Here is a 14,150-nt window from a genome sequence, read left to right as displayed (position 1 = left end):
GGGATTGAAGTGATATTGTTAGTGGCACCAACTTCACCAACAGAACGGATTGAAGCGATCGCTAAACAGTCTCAGGGCTTTATTTACCTAGTCAGTGTTACCGGTGTCACCGGGATGAGAACTCAGCTGCAATCACGGGTACAAGACTTACTCAATCAGATGCGTGGTCTCACTGATAAGCCCATTGGGGTTGGCTTTGGGATCTCCCAGCCAGAACAAGCTAAGCAGGTCAAAGATTGGGGGGCAGATGCAGTGATTGTGGGTAGCGCTATCGTAAAGCGTTTGGCAGATGGGACGCCATCAGAAGGCTTGTCAGCCATTGGGGACTTTTGCCAAAGCCTGAAATTAGCGATTACACAGTGAAGCCATGGGTAGTAAGTAGGGCTTGGCATTTACTGTCAAGGTCTAGGATACCGATCAGTAGTTTCTGATCGGATTAATCCTTGGTATTTAGATGTTATTTCATATCCAGATTAGTTCTCTGATTAAAATCCTTTCTCGGATTTATCAATTTCGTTTCCAAACACTGTTACGAAATCCTCTTTCATACTGATAACTGTCCAACCACGAGCGTCGGCCTCCCGAAGAGCATTCTCCGCACCTGTATCGTAGACATATTCCCGGGGATCATCGTGGTGAACCAGCATCATCAAAGCTGGACCGTCTTGCTCGTCAGTGTACTGAAGCATTTCTAAATCACCATCGGAATTACCAACTGTGATAATTGGTTTTTTACCAATGTAGCGCTCAATCCCCACTACTTTACCTCCTTTAGTATTAATGGGTTGCACCAGTTCTGGCTTCCGAACCAAGACATGGGATCCATCGTCTTTGGTGATAAACTCGGTTTGGATGCTACTACCAATGATGTTTTCAGGGGGAATACCGTAGGCATCTTCGGCATAGGAGCGAATGAAATCAATCCCGCCGCCAGAGCAAATATAGACCTTGAAATCATTACTCCTGAGATAGTTGACCAGTTCAACCATGGGCTGGTAAGTAACCTTTATGTATGGAACTCCAAAGTCTGGATGCTTTGAGTTATCCAGAAATTCCCTAGCCTTCTGTTGATAGTCTTCTGTTGTCATTCCGTGCAGTTGAAGATCGTCTAGGATTACATCCTTTTCACTTAAAGAAGCAAGTTCTTTAAAATCTGGCAATGGATTACCTAGCTGATCTAGGATAAATAACCGCTGAATAGTTGTGGGTTTTTCAGTCCACAGGGTTCCATCATTATCAAACATGGCGATGCGATCGCTAGGACGAACGTAGTTATCACTGTTGGGATTGGTAACCTGTTGCACAAAGTTAACAATCCCTTGCTTAGCCGCACCCTGATTCCAAGAGAGTAAGGGGTCATAATCTGCAGCAGCAGGGGGACATCCGACAAAGCCTGCTAGGCAAAACACTGATAATAGAATTGACAGGAAAACTAAGAACGTTCTTTTTTTCATGATTAAGGCTTTTCGCCTGTAATTGCTGTTCCGCTTCAAGGCAAACAAGGCTATTTTTACCGAGCAAACCAATCTTGTCAATATAGCGCTACGCGCAAGGGCTTTAGGCATGCATGCTAGAGGCAAAAGTTGACGTGCATTAGCGCACCGAGGCAGTAGGTTTTTACATTTATAGTCAGCTGATTGCGTAGGGCATATACTTACAAAAAAAATAGCCGTAGAAATACTATCCACGGCTATGTGAATCACATATGTCAGAAGTTTCCAAAAACCTTGGTGAAGGGGGGAAACCCCCCCAGAAATTTAGCGATGCAGCGCGGTCTTGGGGAGGCAGCGCGGTCTTGGGGGTCTCCACGGGGCTTACAAGGTGCGGACGCAGGTTCCGCACACAGCCCCTCCCCATGAGCGACTGCCGTGGTTTCCCCCACTCGCTATTGCATCAAGACAAGGTGTTATGGCAACAACCAATACTTGGTCATAGTCGTCATCACTTCACCTGGAATATCAGTCGGTTCCAGAGGAGTCCACTCAGCAATCTCGGCATAGCCTAGGGCATACAGCATCTGCATACTATGAATTACTGATTGACGAGGACCTTTCAGAGTGTGCTGAGTAGGTTGTTTCTTGAAATTGCGAGTAAAGGTTTCTGACATCGTGAAAAAGTTCAACTTGGTTTATATTGATTATTGTAATGATTATATTTTTATTTTTCAAGGGTTTTAAAAAGTTTTTTTTGGGAGTTTTAGGGTTCGTTAAAAAAAGCTATTGCCTAGGATTTATAAAGCATACGGCGTTGCTGATTATGGGGATGTTTTCGCCCTCCTATCCCCCAATTATGGAGTTAAAAAAAACTCTTAAATTACCACAAAGTTATGGTATTTAGGAAGCTTTAATAAAACCAGATAATCGCGCATTCATTCCTTAATTCAGCAACGTCAGAGAGGCAGCTATAGCCCTAGGGGTAACTGATCGGACATTGAGAAATTGGGAGGCTGTTGGCAAAATCCAGTCCACTAAGACTAGTAATGGGAAGTGCCTGAAAGATAGATATATCAATGCTTTCAGTAGTGTTGGCACTTCGTGACACCGTCTCTATAGCAATCCTAAATCAATTGAGAGAATGTTTGTTCCCTACTCCCTACTCCCTACTCCCTACTCCCTGTTCCCAGATCCGCTGTTCCCTGTTCCCTTTGCTATAGCATTAAGCCGAATAGCTAATTTAAGATTTACTTTATAAATCAGCTTTAAGATAACGGAATATTCTCTTACCTGATCAACCCAAAATATCTAGATTGAATTGAAAGCGTAATCCAAAACTTCAACAATAAAGTTAGCATCGTATTTTGAGATACAAAGGGGTGGTTTAATGCGTAAAACATTACGATAAAGTCCTCCTTTCCCAATGATCAATCCTAAGTCTTTTGATAACTCATGAACCTGGGAAGTAAGCTGATAATCAGGGTCTTTCGTCTCTCGATTTTTAACCAAATCAACCCCGATCATTAATCCTGAACCACGAACATCTCCAATAAACTCATATTTAGCTTGTAACTGACGTAAACCATCCAATAAATACTTACCAAGTGTAGCACAATTTTCCTGTAGGTTTTCTCCTTCAATGGTTTCTAAGACAGCTTTTCCGGCTGCACAGGACACAGGATTTCCTGCAAAGGTGTTAAAGTGTATTTTTTTGGTAAATGCTTGGGCAATGTCAGGGGTTGTCACAACAGCGGCCAAGGGAACCCCATTCCCGATCCCTTTAGCTAAAGTTACAATATCCGGTATGATTCCCTGTTGTTCAAAACCCCAAAAATTCCCCGTTCGACAAAAGCCGGTTTGCACTTCATCAGCAATAAACAGGCCATTTGCTTGATGAACATATTCCCAAACTTTTTTGAGATAACCATCAGGATAGACAACGGTTCCCCCAACTCCTTGAATGGATTCCGCAATAAAAGCAGCAATGTTGCCACAAGTTGCTTGTTCAATCAAGTTTTTGACATCGTTAGCATATTTATCAGCGATATTATCATCGTCATGGGACCAAGGACCGCGATAAGGATCAGCATTGATAGCATGATGAATGCCAAAATTATGAGGAATGGGATATTTCCAGGTATTTTGTGAGGTTAACCCCATCGTTTGACCGGTCATGCCATGATAGCCATTACGAAGGGTAATAATATCAAAATTTTGAGTATAAACCCTGGCCATTAACATAGCTAAATCATTGGCTTCCGATCCAGAATTAACAAAATAGACCTTTGATAAATTGTCAGGCATCTTATCCACTAACATTTTGCCATATTCTGCAATGGTAGGATGTAGATAGAGTGTGGTGGAATGCTGCAATTTTGCGGATTGTTCTTGTACCGCTTTGACGACAGAGGGATGACAATGACCTACACTAATAGTAGCGATTCCAGCAAAGGCATCTAAATACCGTTTTCCCGTCTCATCAAAAACATATTGCATCGAACCCTCAACAATCATAATGGGTTTTTGATAATAAGTGGAAACCACTGGGTTAATATATTCTCGTCTTAAATGAGCTACTTCTTGCAGAGAAGGACCGTTATAGGGTTTTGGTTGATAATTGTATGGAGGAAGAGACGGAATCATAGGTTGAGGTTTTTGATGACTTACCATATACGAAATCCTTTTGAATACCATTGGTTACGATACACTATTGCAAAAACATTTGAAAAGAATGGATTTCATGTTTTTGCTCAAAAATTTATGTTAAATAATTTGATTTTTATTTTTATTCAACAAGAAAGTGAATATTTTACTACGATTACCGATCATTTTAATTATTATTGGTATAATAAAATATTATTAAAATTCACGAAAAAAGAGCAAAACAAGAGTATATAAGGGCATATCGAAAAATGAAGGGCTTAATAGTATTAAGCCCCTACTGAATGCTGACTTCATTCACCAATGTCTCTTAACATTCGTCAACCCAAGAAGGCTTTTTTTTATGAAGATGAGGCATAAGCAGGAAAATCGATATAACCTTCTTCGCCAAGACGATACCAAAGTTTTCGATCCACTAATGGATTTAAAGGCCAACCATTGGCAAAACGTTCTACCAAATCTGGATTACTAATAAAAAGTCTGCCAAAAGAGATTAAATCTGCATCACCTTTTTCAATTGCTGCCTCGGCAGTTTCTTGAGTATATCCACAATTACCCATAATCGGACCGGTAAACACTTGTCGAAATTCAGCTAGAGTTATGGGATTTCCCAACTCATGAAAGCTAAAAGCTAACCCATCCATTACATGAAGATAGGCTAAACCATATTGGTTTAATTGTTGGGCTACATAGAGGAAAGTCTCTCGAAAATCAGAAGAACCCATGTCATTATAACTTCCATTAGGTGAAAGACGAACTCCTATTCGATTAGGGGACAATACTTTGGTCATTGCGGTGATAATTTCTCCAAGAAAGCGATATCTATTTTCAATACTTCCTCCGTATTTGTCAGTTCGATGATTAGTTTTAGATTGAAGAAACTCATCAATTAAATAGCCATTAGCACCATGAATTTCAACTCCATCAAAACCTGCTATTTTGGCTAATTGGGCAGCTTGAGAGAAATCTTGGACAATAGCGGCAATTTCTTCAGTTTCTAAAGCTTTTGGGGTTTCGTAAGCTTGTTTACCTAGAGGTGTATGAATATAATCTCCATTAACTTTAATAGCCGAAGGGGCAACTGGTAGCTGACCATTTTGTTGAAAACTACTGTGAGACGCTCTGCCACAGTGCCATAATTGCAGAAAAATGGGTGTTTTGTGACTATGGACAGCATTTACCACTTGTTTCCAATCTTCAGCTTGTTCTTCTGTATAAATTCCTGGGCTGTTTAACCAACCAATAGCTTGATGAGAAATGACAGCAGCTTCGGTAATAATCAAACCGGCAGAAGCCCTTTGGGCATAATATTTAGCCATAAAACGTAAGCGTTTTTCTCCTACTGTTGACCTCGTCACAGGGGCCACAACGACACGATTTTTTAGAGGTAAATCTCCCATATTAAAAGGACTAAGCAATTGTGCTGAAATAGTTTGATTATTCATGTTTTTTCTGTAAATTGACAATTGAATTATGGTGAAAATAAACAACTATATATCAAGAATTTTTCAAAAATCTTGATATATAGTTATCCTCAAAGAGAGGAATATTCATATAAGGCCGATCAATTTCTGGATCTGGTTTGTAAACTTCTGCCCTATCTTCCATAGCACAATCGTAATTACCTTCAATAATTGTCGAATTGGGTAATTTTTGTAAGGGTCGATAACGATGATGTTCTTGTCCTTCTAAAATAAAAGGTTGATTGGATATGGCATTATAGGTACAGAACATCATGGCCCGTGAGCGATCGCTGTGGTTTGGAGGGGAACCATGCAAGACATTGCTATGGAAAAATACTGCATCTCCAGGTTCCATCACACAGTTAACGATCTCCATTTTCTCCATCGCTATTTGTAGTCGTTGGGGATCAGCACCAACGGTATTCCCCATTTTAATCACATCCATACGACCGAGGAGATGAGATCCTTTCAACATCTGGAGACAACCGTTTTCTGGGGTACAAGGTTCAATAGCGATCGCACAAGAAATCAGTTGAGGAGAAAGACAACCATCGTGGTACCAGGAACCATAATCTTGATGCCATTCTACTTGACCGCTATTGGGTAATTTTCGACAGACTTTGGAGTGCCAATGATAACAAGATTCTCCTAACAATGTTTCAGCCCCTTCTACCATCCGAGCAACTCTCGGAAAAACCCCTAATAAGGAGTCTCCCAATTCTGTCCAGTAGATAATACTATAGGGTTTCCCTGTGTTGTCTAAGGCTCTAATTTACCCTGACGCATACTCCTTAGCATGAGTGGTCAGCGATCGCAGTAGCGGGTCAATTTCTTCTGGTTGGAAAAAATTACGAACAATTAAAAAGCCATCCTCATGATATTGCTTAATTTTTTCTTGGGTTAAATCGTAAGATGATTGAGGGTTTTGGTCGAATGCAGACTGTTTCAAATCAGGTGACGAAACCATTAACGTTAACTCCTTGCCATTGTAGTTGCAGATCGGTTGATGAAATTAAGAATTTTGGACTTGATTAGCTTCTAATCACTTCATACACCCAGACATTGTAAAACAGGTTTTTGGTTGCTTTAGGCCACATTGGAAAAGGTTCAGTTTTTTCTAATAATTTCCAGTGACCAGAGGTTTCAATACTTTTTTGTTTATCGGGAAAGTCACTATTTTCGTAATAGTCACTACGAAGGGTAAAGATAATAATTCCTCCTTTGCTGGTAATACGAATCAGTTCATCAAAGGCACTACTAGGAGCGTGGCCTGGAGCAAAAACTCCTTTAGCCATAATAGCTTGATAACTATCACTAGCTAAGTCTAAAGGTTGCCCTAAAGTGCCTTGATATAACTCATCATAAATATTCTTTTTACGTGCTTCTTCTAGCATTTTCCAGGAGATATCCAATGCGTCTAAATGATGATAACCTTGTTGATACAATAGCTGTCCAACTAATCCGGTTCCTGCACCAACATCAATAATTTTGGCATTGGTTGCAACATATTTGACAAATACCTCTACTGTTTTTTGAGGACCCACACTACCAAATACATTAACCATATCCTGATCATAATCTATCGCCCATTGGTCATAGCGTTGGGCTAATTCTTTTAAATCAGGGGAAGAATAGACCCATTGCGCTTGTTCTGGAACTTCGTTTTTTTTCATTGATTTTTTCCTATTTGTGTTAATTTAATTAAGTTGAAAGTCAAAGTCTATCAACTATAACTCGATACAAATGGTAACATCAGCAATTTGTGCGCCATCGTTAATATCAAATTTTGTTGAGAAAAAATATTTATCTTTTCTTGAACTTATTTTTTCAACCGAAAAAGTCCCTGTGAATTCCTGATTGTTGACTGGCTTCAAAAAGCGAGTATTGAATTTCGCAATTAAGGTTTTTTCATCGACGATAGTAGGAAAAAAATAATCAACGGGAATAGTTTTTAACTCATACAGTCCATTAATAAAAAAGTATGACAATGTAGCATACATAATCTGTTCATAAGTAATGATTACTTCTGCTGCATTTAAGTGATATTTTCTTCCTTTTACTGCGTAACAGGTGGTTGGAACGGAAAATGTACCCCTCGATTTTTTCTGGTCTGTATCTATTGCCAACTCCTTCAAATATTGACACTCTTTTTCATACACATCCAGGGCTAATTTAAGCAATTGATCTTTTTTCATAGTCGTGTGAAATTTTTGACCAAGCGAAAACCAATGTGAGTCGTTCCTGTATCCGGTGATTGAGACTCCCGAGCCGCAGGACGATAGCGACTACAATAATTAGGAGCACACAGGTAAGACCCGCCTTTAATTACATGTTTAGCAACACCCGGTTCTCTCGGGTCGAAGCTTTCTTTTTGATTAGGTCCTGTAGGATTAAGGCTGTGGGCTTTGCCATTGTGACCGATGCTATACCAATCTGAAGTCCACTCCCAGACATTACCAGTTATGTCATACAAACCATAACCATTTGGTTCAAAAGAACCTACAGGTGCAGTGCCGGTGTGACCATCAGCTTTGGTGTTGAAAAAGGGGAAGAATCCTTGCCAGGTATTCGCCTTCTTGGCGGAGTATTGCTCACCCCAGCTGTAGGTAGCATCATCCATTCCACCGTGAGCGGCATATTCCCATTGGGCTTCTGTGGGTACTGACTTCCCTGCCCACTTAGCATAGGCTTGAACGTCTTCATAGGCAACATGGACGACGGGATAGTTCTTTTTACGTTTAATGTTGCTCTTCGGACCAAAGGGATGTCGCCAGTCAGCCCCAGGAGTCCACTTCCACCAGCTCAGGTAACCCACTGGTCTAACCCCATTGTCCGGCATCTGAAAGACTAGGAAGGTGCCCGTTGCTCCTCTGTTAAGTCCGGAAACTGTTCGGAGGAGAGGGGACGCTCTGCTACTGTAATATAACCAGTTTCCTTGACAAATTTGGCAAATTCGGCATTAGTGACTTCGTATTTATCGATGCAGAAGCTCTCAACGGTAACATCTTCGGCAGAGCGCTCGGAAGGATAGTAAACGTCGGAACCCATCTTGAAAGTACCGCCAGGGATTAAGGTCATACCTTCAGGGCAGCTATTTACGGTGGGAGATGCCTTGACTTGTGTGGCAGTGCAAAGGACTAGGCATACTGTCAGGAAACTGAGGAAAAGTTTGAAGAGAAGTGATTTTAACCAAGGAGTCTTCATTGTTGAGTCAGAAAAGCTATTAGTACGTAGGCATTTAGCGGTCAGCGATCCGTTCAGCTATCAGGCGTTGCCCAAAGACCAATGGCACCTCAAGTACCGTGCCCATAGCCCATAAGCTGAATATCACTAAGCCACTCCATAGCCTGTGTAAGGACGTTTATAACTGGGATGTAAACCGAGAATAATATCGTCTTTTGGTATACCCATTTCCACCAAATCTTGTGCCAAATCAGCTTCTGTCATATTTCGCTGAATCCAAATTCTACCATCTTTGATATCTAAATGGATGAAACAGTTATAAACTCGTTTGAGTCCATCCCAGCCGATATCTAGAAGTTGATAATGGTCATGTTCTGTGTCAAAAATAAGTTGACCTTCAATCTCTGAATCTGAATTATTCGCTTCTAACCTGGCATGATTAGTTAATAATTTGCGAATTATTAATCGGTACTTTTCTAATTTTTCCATTGAATTATTACCTCCTCAACAGGATTGTATATGAGTAATTTTACTTGATAAACCTTAACGGCTTCTTGGGGCAATTTTTCTTGGAAGAATGATTCAAATGTATCAACAGGAACTCCCAGATAAAGTATTCTATCTGATTCGCTCATTTGTAATGCTAGGCGATAGTTTAAAAATTGAAAAGCGTGCAGCATTAAAATCGGTAATTGCCGAAGTATTGAGTAAACTTTTTATTTCAACTGCTATTTTTCGTTCTGCTTTTTGAGCTGCTATAACTTTATCTGCTGCTAAATCTATTTCAAGCTTAACTCCCTCAATCTTAATTTTTAGGGGATCTGCTGTGATAATCCAATCGTCTTTTTGGAGTGCTTCTTTTACAGCATCATGGAATAGGTCTTTGGCAGCCATTACTTTTTCTACAACTTCTAGCACTATTATCCTTCAATAGTGAGCGGGATGCTTACCGCAACAAAGGGGAACCATTATAATGAGTAGTGGACTAACACAGCTAAAGTAGTAGAATATATTTTTGGTAAAAACCTTAATTGACAAGGGATTTAGGGATTTTACTAAAGCACCATTTTAGCTGTGTCAGTCCAGTGGGTTTCATTTTCGGGCGGGCAGGATGCCCACCCCAATCATTTCATCCCTTGATTTAGCAATGCTTGGTTATTCGGGAATTACTGTATCTTCCCGGAAAGCCAGATTTTGAATTCGCTCGTCCAATGCCGGGTCAGTATCAGGCTGATTAAAGGCATTAGCTGCGGTGGGGAAGAATTCATGGAGGTATTCGGCTAGGGCATCCTGCTCGGAACCAAAGGAGGCAAAATTGGCAAAACCCTGGAAAGGTTCAGGGATCGCACCATCTCGGATGCCGTTTTTGTTGAGGTCTTCGTCAGGATCTAAAACCCCATCGCCATTGCTATCCGGCTCACCCCAGAAATCGACCCGATTGAACAAAGCTGGATTGGCACTCAAGAAGGTGGATAAGGGAGCGCCATCAGCCACGTAGCTAATGGTAACACCACGAAACGTGCGGCTGGGATCCCCCACTAATTCACCATTCTGAGCCACTACATCGATAACTTGGTCTTGATCGTCCAGGACAACCAAAGACAGAACCCGATCATTGGCAGGACGAGTGCTATCAAAGCTAAATTTAAGCCGACCGACTTGGGGAAACTGGCCGGGAGTCACACCTGGAGCTGTTGCTGCTACCGCATCCTCGATGGTTTGCAACAATTGATCTGCCGTGACGGTAAACAGGGTAAGTCCATTGTTAAAACGGAGGGAGTTTGTAATGTCGAGTTGGGAAACTTCCCCTTCTTCCTTGCCCACCGCAGGATTGGCTGCTGGGGGCAACAGTTCAAAGTCATTGGGGTCGATGCCACCGTTAGCAGCGCTAATTACCCCGATGTTGGAACGGATGCCACCTCCATTTTTGAAGGAAAACACGGTTGTATCATCGACAGTCTTGGCATAGGTCAGGTTAGCATCAGCGGTTAGGTTACCCAGGTTGGTTTCTTCGGTACGGACAAAAGCGCGATCGCCCCGCAGGAAAACTTTGGTATTGCCAAAAATATTGCTATCCTGAGTACTGATCACTTCATCCAGGGTATTGGTAATTTCTACAACCTCTGGATCTGGGGTCCCTCCTACCGCTGCAACTCCTTGATCATCTGTGGCGTAGGCTCCACTAATGTTGGGGTCAATACTGCTGGGAATGATGATACCGTTTGCATCAAAGTCCACCACCAGACGACCCACATACTTATAGGTGGCATCTGTGTTCACAACAGCGATCGCGTTTCCATCTCCATTGGTTTTGATAATAGGATAGGAACCGCCACTGGTATCTCCGAGCCGAAGATGATCGGTGGCATCAGACAGCAAGGTGTGAGACCCTCCCGCCACAATTATATCTACATCCCGCAAACGAGGGGCTAACTCATCCCGCTCAATGGTCAACTGTTGCATATGAGCCAGGAGAATAATCTTGTTGATGCCCGTAGCCGTCAATTCATCCACCGCAGTTTGGATTTTAGCAGCCAGGGCGTCATAGTCTGTGGGATTTTCCGGGAACACCGTCACTCCATCAGAGGAAGAGATGGTAGGCAGAAGGGGTGTGCTTGCTCCGACAATACCAATTGGCTCACCATTGACGGTAATCACTGCAGTCCCCGCAACTTGTCCTGCCGGAATGGTGCTGACTTCTTGACCGTTTGCACTGATCAGGCTTGATAGGTTAGGGTCTGTGCTAAAATGCAGGTTTGCACTGAGATAGGGAAACAGCGCCCCACGGTAAGATCCATCAGGTTGAATGATATCCCGCACTTCCTTGCTGCCGAGATCGAAATCGTGATTCCCAAAGGTCGAAGCTTGGATACCGAGTTGATTGTGGATTTCGATATTGGCGTGACCAATACTAGCTTCTCCCACAGGGGTGTCGTTCAACCTAGGGTCGCTGCCAGCAAACAGGAACGGACTGGGAATGTAGTTGTCTCCAGAGGAGAGGACAAGAGTATTGGGGTAGTCCTCCTTGAGGGCATTCAGGACGGCGGAAAACCGAGGAGCATCTTCCAATGCGGCCAGTCCAGCCTCAAAATCTGAAGCATGGAGCAGTTGTAGAGTAAAAGGCTCTGTATCTGAGTCAACAACCTCTGGCTCCGGGTTACTGGTGCCTGTAGAGCCTATATCCGGGATGGGTCGATTCTGTTGTGCTATCACCAGGTACGCAACGATGGCCAAAACTAGGGCGATCGCAACTGCTACCCCTATTTTCCAAATACGGTTCCAATTCATTAAATATACCTAATAACTTATCTGTGCCTTGTTTACCCTATCAAGTTATTGCTCTTTTTTGTACGATAGGATGCCGAAGCAATACCAAACTTCGACATCCTATCTCTAATCCCTAGTTGTTTAATTCAACTGGCCGCCCAAACCAACGAAAAAGTTAAATATCCCTGCTGTTTCGGACCTATTGCTTGAACCGATTGATTGGCGGTAATACGTGTGAAATATAAATCACCAATCTGGAGACCCAAAAACTCACTTTGGAACGAACCGCAAGAAAGCTGCATTATTTGCATTTGGCTATAGGTCAAGAACTCAGTCAACTGTTCCACATCCGTAAAACGACAGGAAATAATCTTGGAACGTCCTGCGGTAGATTCGTTCAAATCTTGACCATAAGAATTTGCTGCATTAAAACTCATGACTAGTTCAGATAAAATACATTATAATTCGTGGCATTTGTCAGTAAGGATGTAGTTCACCCTTGGTATTTTAGGGAGTAGGGATTAGGTAGTAATAAAATTAAATCTACCTCATAAGTATGATCAATTATATCAAGCTTTTGCTAAGATATATAGCAATTATCATAGTTATGAGGAAAAAATTTCTGGATTTTAGGGAACAGGGAACAGGGAACAGGGAACAGGGAAGAGAGAATAGGGAATAGGGAATAGGGATGTCCTGCATCAACACAGGGAATCAACGTCAAAGAAGACTGTACCTCATAACTGCGAGAAACGCTATAATTTAAAATTATCTCATGAAAGCAAATGCTGATTTATCATACAGCCGTTTTCCTATTAATGAAGTACACACCGATTTTTTGTCTTTTCCCTGTTCCCTGTTCCCTATTCCCTATTCCCTATTCCCTATTCCCTATTCCCTTTGACCATTAATTATAGTTTCACCTCTCAACTAAAAATGCTATAGCTGATGGCTGACAGCTGACGGCTGAATGCTTACTAACACCCTACGTTAAAAATTCCTTAATTATGAAACCCCAAACTGAGCAAATTGTTACTACCCTTGAAGAACTAACCAAAGATGAATACTACAGCCTAGTTGGTGACGCTCCTTATATAATTATCCCTTGGGAAGTAGAAGATAAAGGTCCCTTTTCAGTGGAACGCTTTCTAGTGGATAACACCGGTCTTATGCCCTTTGCTCCTGAAGAGTTTCTCAGTCAGATTCGCGCAACCCAATCTCAAGCTGTGAGCGACCATTACCAAAATCTGATCGCACTGCTGCAAGCTAACTTGTCAGAGTTAACTATCTATGGCTATCGCCTTCCTACACTACCAGAAGAATTGGAAGAGGGATTTCCCCTTCAACAAAGTGTCTTTGGCTCCTTAGGAATTCCCATGCTAATTGGTTCATCAACAGCAGGAGAGTGAATTGGATTAGGTATCAAACAAAGTTGGCGGTGCAACTCATCACCACAATTTATGATTCCGGATCTAGAATCTCTCCAAGACAATACCGCTGCACTGGTTGAGCAAATCAAATCTATCACCAATCAAATTACTCATCAAGCCCAAGCAGAGGAAGAATTAACTTTGGGAGGTTTCGAGGTAGTGATCACCACTAGTCGCAATGAAGTTATCCAAAAATTATTGGATACTACGGGATTTTTAGAGATTAGCGAAATCAATGAATTTATTAGAGTTCGAGATGATTACGGCACCGAGATAGAAGAGTATCAGGAAACAATAGCACAGCTAGAACAAGAACTAGTAAAGTTAGAGGAAGAAGGAGACTTATCAACGGAACAATACCAAGAGGTTCAAGAAGAATTGTCAGAAGAAAGAGCAGGATTAGAGGAAATCCAAACAGAATGCAAGTTCGAGTTAGACTTGAGAAACTTGTTTGCCACTCAACTGCTTAATTCCAAAACTTACCATCTTAACTTCAATCTGTCTGGAGAATGGTGTACAGTTCACTATGCCTTAGGGGAAACTCACGATCACGATTGGGTAGTAGTAGCAACAATTAGTTATACTCTTTGAGGGAATCACAGGAGTGGGCGCGGGGAGATGGGGAGATGGGGAGATGGGGAGATGGGGAGATGGGGAGATGGGGAGATGGGGAGATGGGGAGATGGGGAGATGGGGAGATGGGGAGATGGGGA

Annotated in this window: 22 protein-coding genes and 1 pseudogene; 7 read left to right on the top strand and 16 right to left on the bottom strand. The window is 42.0% G+C overall.

What is annotated here, in order from left to right:
- The coding region (trpA, locus tag F6K49_RS27460) for a tryptophan synthase subunit alpha (protein ID WP_293101693.1) at nt 1-363 on the top strand (363 nt) is incomplete at its 5' end.
- Nucleotides 364-485: 122 nt separating this feature from the next.
- Here trpA and F6K49_RS27455 read toward each other — a convergent pair.
- Both F6K49_RS27455 and F6K49_RS27450 read right to left on the bottom strand, forming a co-directional pair.
- Complete coding sequence (locus F6K49_RS27455; RefSeq protein ID WP_293101690.1) at nt 486-1,454, bottom strand: haloacid dehalogenase-like hydrolase; 969 nt, start codon at nt 1,452-1,454, stop codon at nt 486-488.
- A gap of 452 nt (nt 1,455-1,906) precedes the next feature.
- Nucleotides 1,907-2,107: a hypothetical protein gene (locus F6K49_RS27450; protein ID WP_287248150.1), complete on the bottom strand. Its 201-nt coding sequence runs from the start codon at nt 2,105-2,107 to the stop codon at nt 1,907-1,909.
- Between the two features lie 293 nt (nt 2,108-2,400).
- Here F6K49_RS27450 and F6K49_RS53650 point away from each other — a divergent pair.
- Nucleotides 2,401-2,538: pseudogene (locus F6K49_RS53650) on the top strand (hypothetical protein); the annotation flags it as partial.
- Nucleotides 2,510-2,653, top strand: coding sequence for a hypothetical protein (locus F6K49_RS27445; protein ID WP_293101687.1), 144 nt, complete (start codon nt 2,510-2,512; stop codon nt 2,651-2,653). The pseudogene F6K49_RS53650 and the gene F6K49_RS27445, both read left to right, overlap by 29 nt.
- A gap of 88 nt (nt 2,654-2,741) precedes the next feature.
- Here the strand turns inward: F6K49_RS27445 and F6K49_RS27440 are convergent, their stop codons facing one another.
- The 8 genes from F6K49_RS27440 to F6K49_RS27405 all read right to left on the bottom strand — a co-directional run bounded on the left by F6K49_RS27440 (nt 2,742) and on the right by F6K49_RS27405 (nt 8,605).
- Nucleotides 2,742-4,103: an aspartate aminotransferase family protein gene (locus F6K49_RS27440; RefSeq protein ID WP_293101684.1), complete on the bottom strand. Its 1,362-nt coding sequence runs from the start codon at nt 4,101-4,103 to the stop codon at nt 2,742-2,744.
- A gap of 332 nt (nt 4,104-4,435) precedes the next feature.
- Nucleotides 4,436-5,539, bottom strand: a complete 1,104-nt coding sequence (locus F6K49_RS27435) for an alkene reductase (RefSeq protein ID WP_293101681.1) — start codon at nt 5,537-5,539, stop codon at nt 4,436-4,438.
- A gap of 52 nt (nt 5,540-5,591) precedes the next feature.
- On the bottom strand, nt 5,592-6,275 hold the full coding sequence (locus tag F6K49_RS27430; protein ID WP_293101678.1) for a phytanoyl-CoA dioxygenase family protein: 684 nt from the start codon (nt 6,273-6,275) through the stop codon (nt 5,592-5,594).
- Nucleotides 6,276-6,329: 54 nt separating this feature from the next.
- A complete protein-coding gene (locus F6K49_RS27425; protein WP_293101674.1) occupies nt 6,330-6,524 on the bottom strand; it encodes a hypothetical protein in 195 nt (64 codons plus the stop codon).
- Nucleotides 6,525-6,588: 64 nt separating this feature from the next.
- The gene (locus tag F6K49_RS27420) at nt 6,589-7,230 is read right to left on the bottom strand and encodes a methyltransferase domain-containing protein (RefSeq protein WP_293101670.1); all 642 of its coding nucleotides are present in this window, start codon (nt 7,228-7,230) and stop codon (nt 6,589-6,591) included.
- 54 nt (nt 7,231-7,284) lie between these two features.
- Nucleotides 7,285-7,752, bottom strand: a complete 468-nt coding sequence (locus tag F6K49_RS27415) for an FcoT family thioesterase (protein ID WP_293101667.1) — start codon at nt 7,750-7,752, stop codon at nt 7,285-7,287.
- Nucleotides 7,749-8,396, bottom strand: a complete 648-nt coding sequence (locus F6K49_RS27410; protein WP_293101664.1) for an SUMF1/EgtB/PvdO family nonheme iron enzyme — start codon at nt 8,394-8,396, stop codon at nt 7,749-7,751. Before F6K49_RS27410 ends, F6K49_RS27415 begins: the two co-directional genes overlap by 4 nt.
- An 8-nt stretch (nt 8,397-8,404) precedes the next feature.
- Nucleotides 8,405-8,605 carry an SUMF1/EgtB/PvdO family nonheme iron enzyme gene (locus tag F6K49_RS27405; protein WP_269086982.1) on the bottom strand — a complete coding sequence of 67 codons (201 nt, stop codon included), beginning with the start codon at nt 8,603-8,605 and terminating at the stop codon, nt 8,405-8,407.
- A 1-nt stretch (nt 8,606) separates the two neighbouring features.
- Between F6K49_RS27405 and F6K49_RS27400 the strand changes: the two genes are divergently transcribed.
- Nucleotides 8,607-8,876: a hypothetical protein gene (locus F6K49_RS27400; protein ID WP_293017499.1), complete on the top strand. Its 270-nt coding sequence runs from the start codon at nt 8,607-8,609 to the stop codon at nt 8,874-8,876.
- An 11-nt stretch (nt 8,877-8,887) separates the two neighbouring features.
- Here the strand turns inward: F6K49_RS27400 and F6K49_RS27395 are convergent, their stop codons facing one another.
- The 6 genes from F6K49_RS27395 to F6K49_RS27375 form a co-directional block, all read right to left on the bottom strand.
- Nucleotides 8,888-9,229, bottom strand: coding sequence for a XisI protein (locus F6K49_RS27395; RefSeq protein WP_293101661.1), 342 nt, complete (start codon nt 9,227-9,229; stop codon nt 8,888-8,890).
- A complete protein-coding gene (locus tag F6K49_RS53645; protein WP_366514239.1) occupies nt 9,217-9,375 on the bottom strand; it encodes an element excision factor XisH family protein in 159 nt (52 codons plus the stop codon). The genes F6K49_RS27395 and F6K49_RS53645 overlap by 13 nt, the downstream gene beginning before the upstream one ends.
- On the bottom strand, nt 9,359-9,658 hold the full coding sequence (locus F6K49_RS53640) for an element excision factor XisH family protein (RefSeq protein ID WP_366514238.1): 300 nt from the start codon (nt 9,656-9,658) through the stop codon (nt 9,359-9,361). The genes F6K49_RS53645 and F6K49_RS53640 overlap by 17 nt, the downstream gene beginning before the upstream one ends.
- A gap of 237 nt (nt 9,659-9,895) precedes the next feature.
- Nucleotides 9,896-12,028 (bottom strand): bifunctional metallophosphatase/5'-nucleotidase, encoded by a 2,133-nt coding sequence (locus F6K49_RS27385; protein WP_293101658.1) that lies wholly within the window; start codon nt 12,026-12,028, stop codon nt 9,896-9,898.
- A 125-nt stretch (nt 12,029-12,153) separates the two neighbouring features.
- Nucleotides 12,154-12,444: a hypothetical protein gene (locus tag F6K49_RS27380; protein WP_293101655.1), complete on the bottom strand. Its 291-nt coding sequence runs from the start codon at nt 12,442-12,444 to the stop codon at nt 12,154-12,156.
- A gap of 143 nt (nt 12,445-12,587) precedes the next feature.
- On the bottom strand, nt 12,588-12,731 hold the full coding sequence (locus F6K49_RS27375) for a hypothetical protein (RefSeq protein WP_293017503.1): 144 nt from the start codon (nt 12,729-12,731) through the stop codon (nt 12,588-12,590).
- Between the two features lie 51 nt (nt 12,732-12,782).
- Here F6K49_RS27375 and F6K49_RS27370 point away from each other — a divergent pair, with 51 nt between their 5' ends.
- From F6K49_RS27370 to F6K49_RS27360, 3 genes are all read left to right on the top strand, one after another.
- Nucleotides 12,783-12,911 carry a hypothetical protein gene (locus tag F6K49_RS27370; protein ID WP_293017504.1) on the top strand — a complete coding sequence of 43 codons (129 nt, stop codon included), beginning with the start codon at nt 12,783-12,785 and terminating at the stop codon, nt 12,909-12,911.
- A gap of 103 nt (nt 12,912-13,014) precedes the next feature.
- A complete protein-coding gene (locus F6K49_RS27365; protein ID WP_293101652.1) occupies nt 13,015-13,416 on the top strand; it encodes a hypothetical protein in 402 nt (133 codons plus the stop codon).
- A 51-nt stretch (nt 13,417-13,467) separates the two neighbouring features.
- Nucleotides 13,468-14,028, top strand: coding sequence for a hypothetical protein (locus F6K49_RS27360; RefSeq protein ID WP_293101649.1), 561 nt, complete (start codon nt 13,468-13,470; stop codon nt 14,026-14,028).
- Nucleotides 14,029-14,150 lie beyond the last annotated feature (122 nt).

The sequence above is a fragment of the Moorena sp. SIO3I6 genome (genome assembly GCF_010672095.1).
The sequence above is the reverse complement of the archived record's forward strand: the minus strand, read 5'-3'. Positions and strand labels throughout refer to the sequence as shown.

Excerpts from the sequence above, each read along its gene's own strand:
- F6K49_RS27455 (WP_293101690.1), bottom strand. The coding sequence starts at position 1,454 with ATGAAAAAAAGAACGTTCTTAGTTTTCCTGTCAATTCTATTATCAGTG.
- F6K49_RS27450 (WP_287248150.1), bottom strand. The coding sequence starts at position 2,107 with ATGTCAGAAACCTTTACTCGCAATTTCAAGAAACAACCTACTCAGCAC.
- F6K49_RS27445 (WP_293101687.1), top strand. The coding sequence starts at position 2,510 with ATGCTTTCAGTAGTGTTGGCACTTCGTGACACCGTCTCTATAGCAATC.
- F6K49_RS27440 (WP_293101684.1), bottom strand. The coding sequence starts at position 4,103 with ATGGTAAGTCATCAAAAACCTCAACCTATGATTCCGTCTCTTCCTCCA.
- F6K49_RS27435 (WP_293101681.1), bottom strand. The coding sequence starts at position 5,539 with ATGAATAATCAAACTATTTCAGCACAATTGCTTAGTCCTTTTAATATG.
- F6K49_RS27425 (WP_293101674.1), bottom strand. The coding sequence starts at position 6,524 with ATGGTTTCGTCACCTGATTTGAAACAGTCTGCATTCGACCAAAACCCT.
- F6K49_RS27420 (WP_293101670.1), bottom strand. The coding sequence starts at position 7,230 with ATGAAAAAAAACGAAGTTCCAGAACAAGCGCAATGGGTCTATTCTTCC.
- F6K49_RS27415 (WP_293101667.1), bottom strand. The coding sequence starts at position 7,752 with ATGAAAAAAGATCAATTGCTTAAATTAGCCCTGGATGTGTATGAAAAA.
- F6K49_RS27410 (WP_293101664.1), bottom strand. The coding sequence starts at position 8,396 with ATGCCGGACAATGGGGTTAGACCAGTGGGTTACCTGAGCTGGTGGAAG.
- F6K49_RS27405 (WP_269086982.1), bottom strand. The coding sequence starts at position 8,605 with ATGGGTTCCGACGTTTACTATCCTTCCGAGCGCTCTGCCGAAGATGTT.
- F6K49_RS27395 (WP_293101661.1), bottom strand. The coding sequence starts at position 9,229 with ATGGAAAAATTAGAAAAGTACCGATTAATAATTCGCAAATTATTAACT.
- F6K49_RS53645 (WP_366514239.1), bottom strand. The coding sequence starts at position 9,375 with ATGAGCGAATCAGATAGAATACTTTATCTGGGAGTTCCTGTTGATACA.
- F6K49_RS27385 (WP_293101658.1), bottom strand. The coding sequence starts at position 12,028 with ATGAATTGGAACCGTATTTGGAAAATAGGGGTAGCAGTTGCGATCGCC.
- F6K49_RS27380 (WP_293101655.1), bottom strand. The coding sequence starts at position 12,444 with ATGAGTTTTAATGCAGCAAATTCTTATGGTCAAGATTTGAACGAATCT.
- F6K49_RS27370 (WP_293017504.1), top strand. The coding sequence starts at position 12,783 with ATGAAAGCAAATGCTGATTTATCATACAGCCGTTTTCCTATTAATGAA.
- F6K49_RS27365 (WP_293101652.1), top strand. The coding sequence starts at position 13,015 with ATGAAACCCCAAACTGAGCAAATTGTTACTACCCTTGAAGAACTAACC.
- F6K49_RS27360 (WP_293101649.1), top strand. The coding sequence starts at position 13,468 with ATGATTCCGGATCTAGAATCTCTCCAAGACAATACCGCTGCACTGGTT.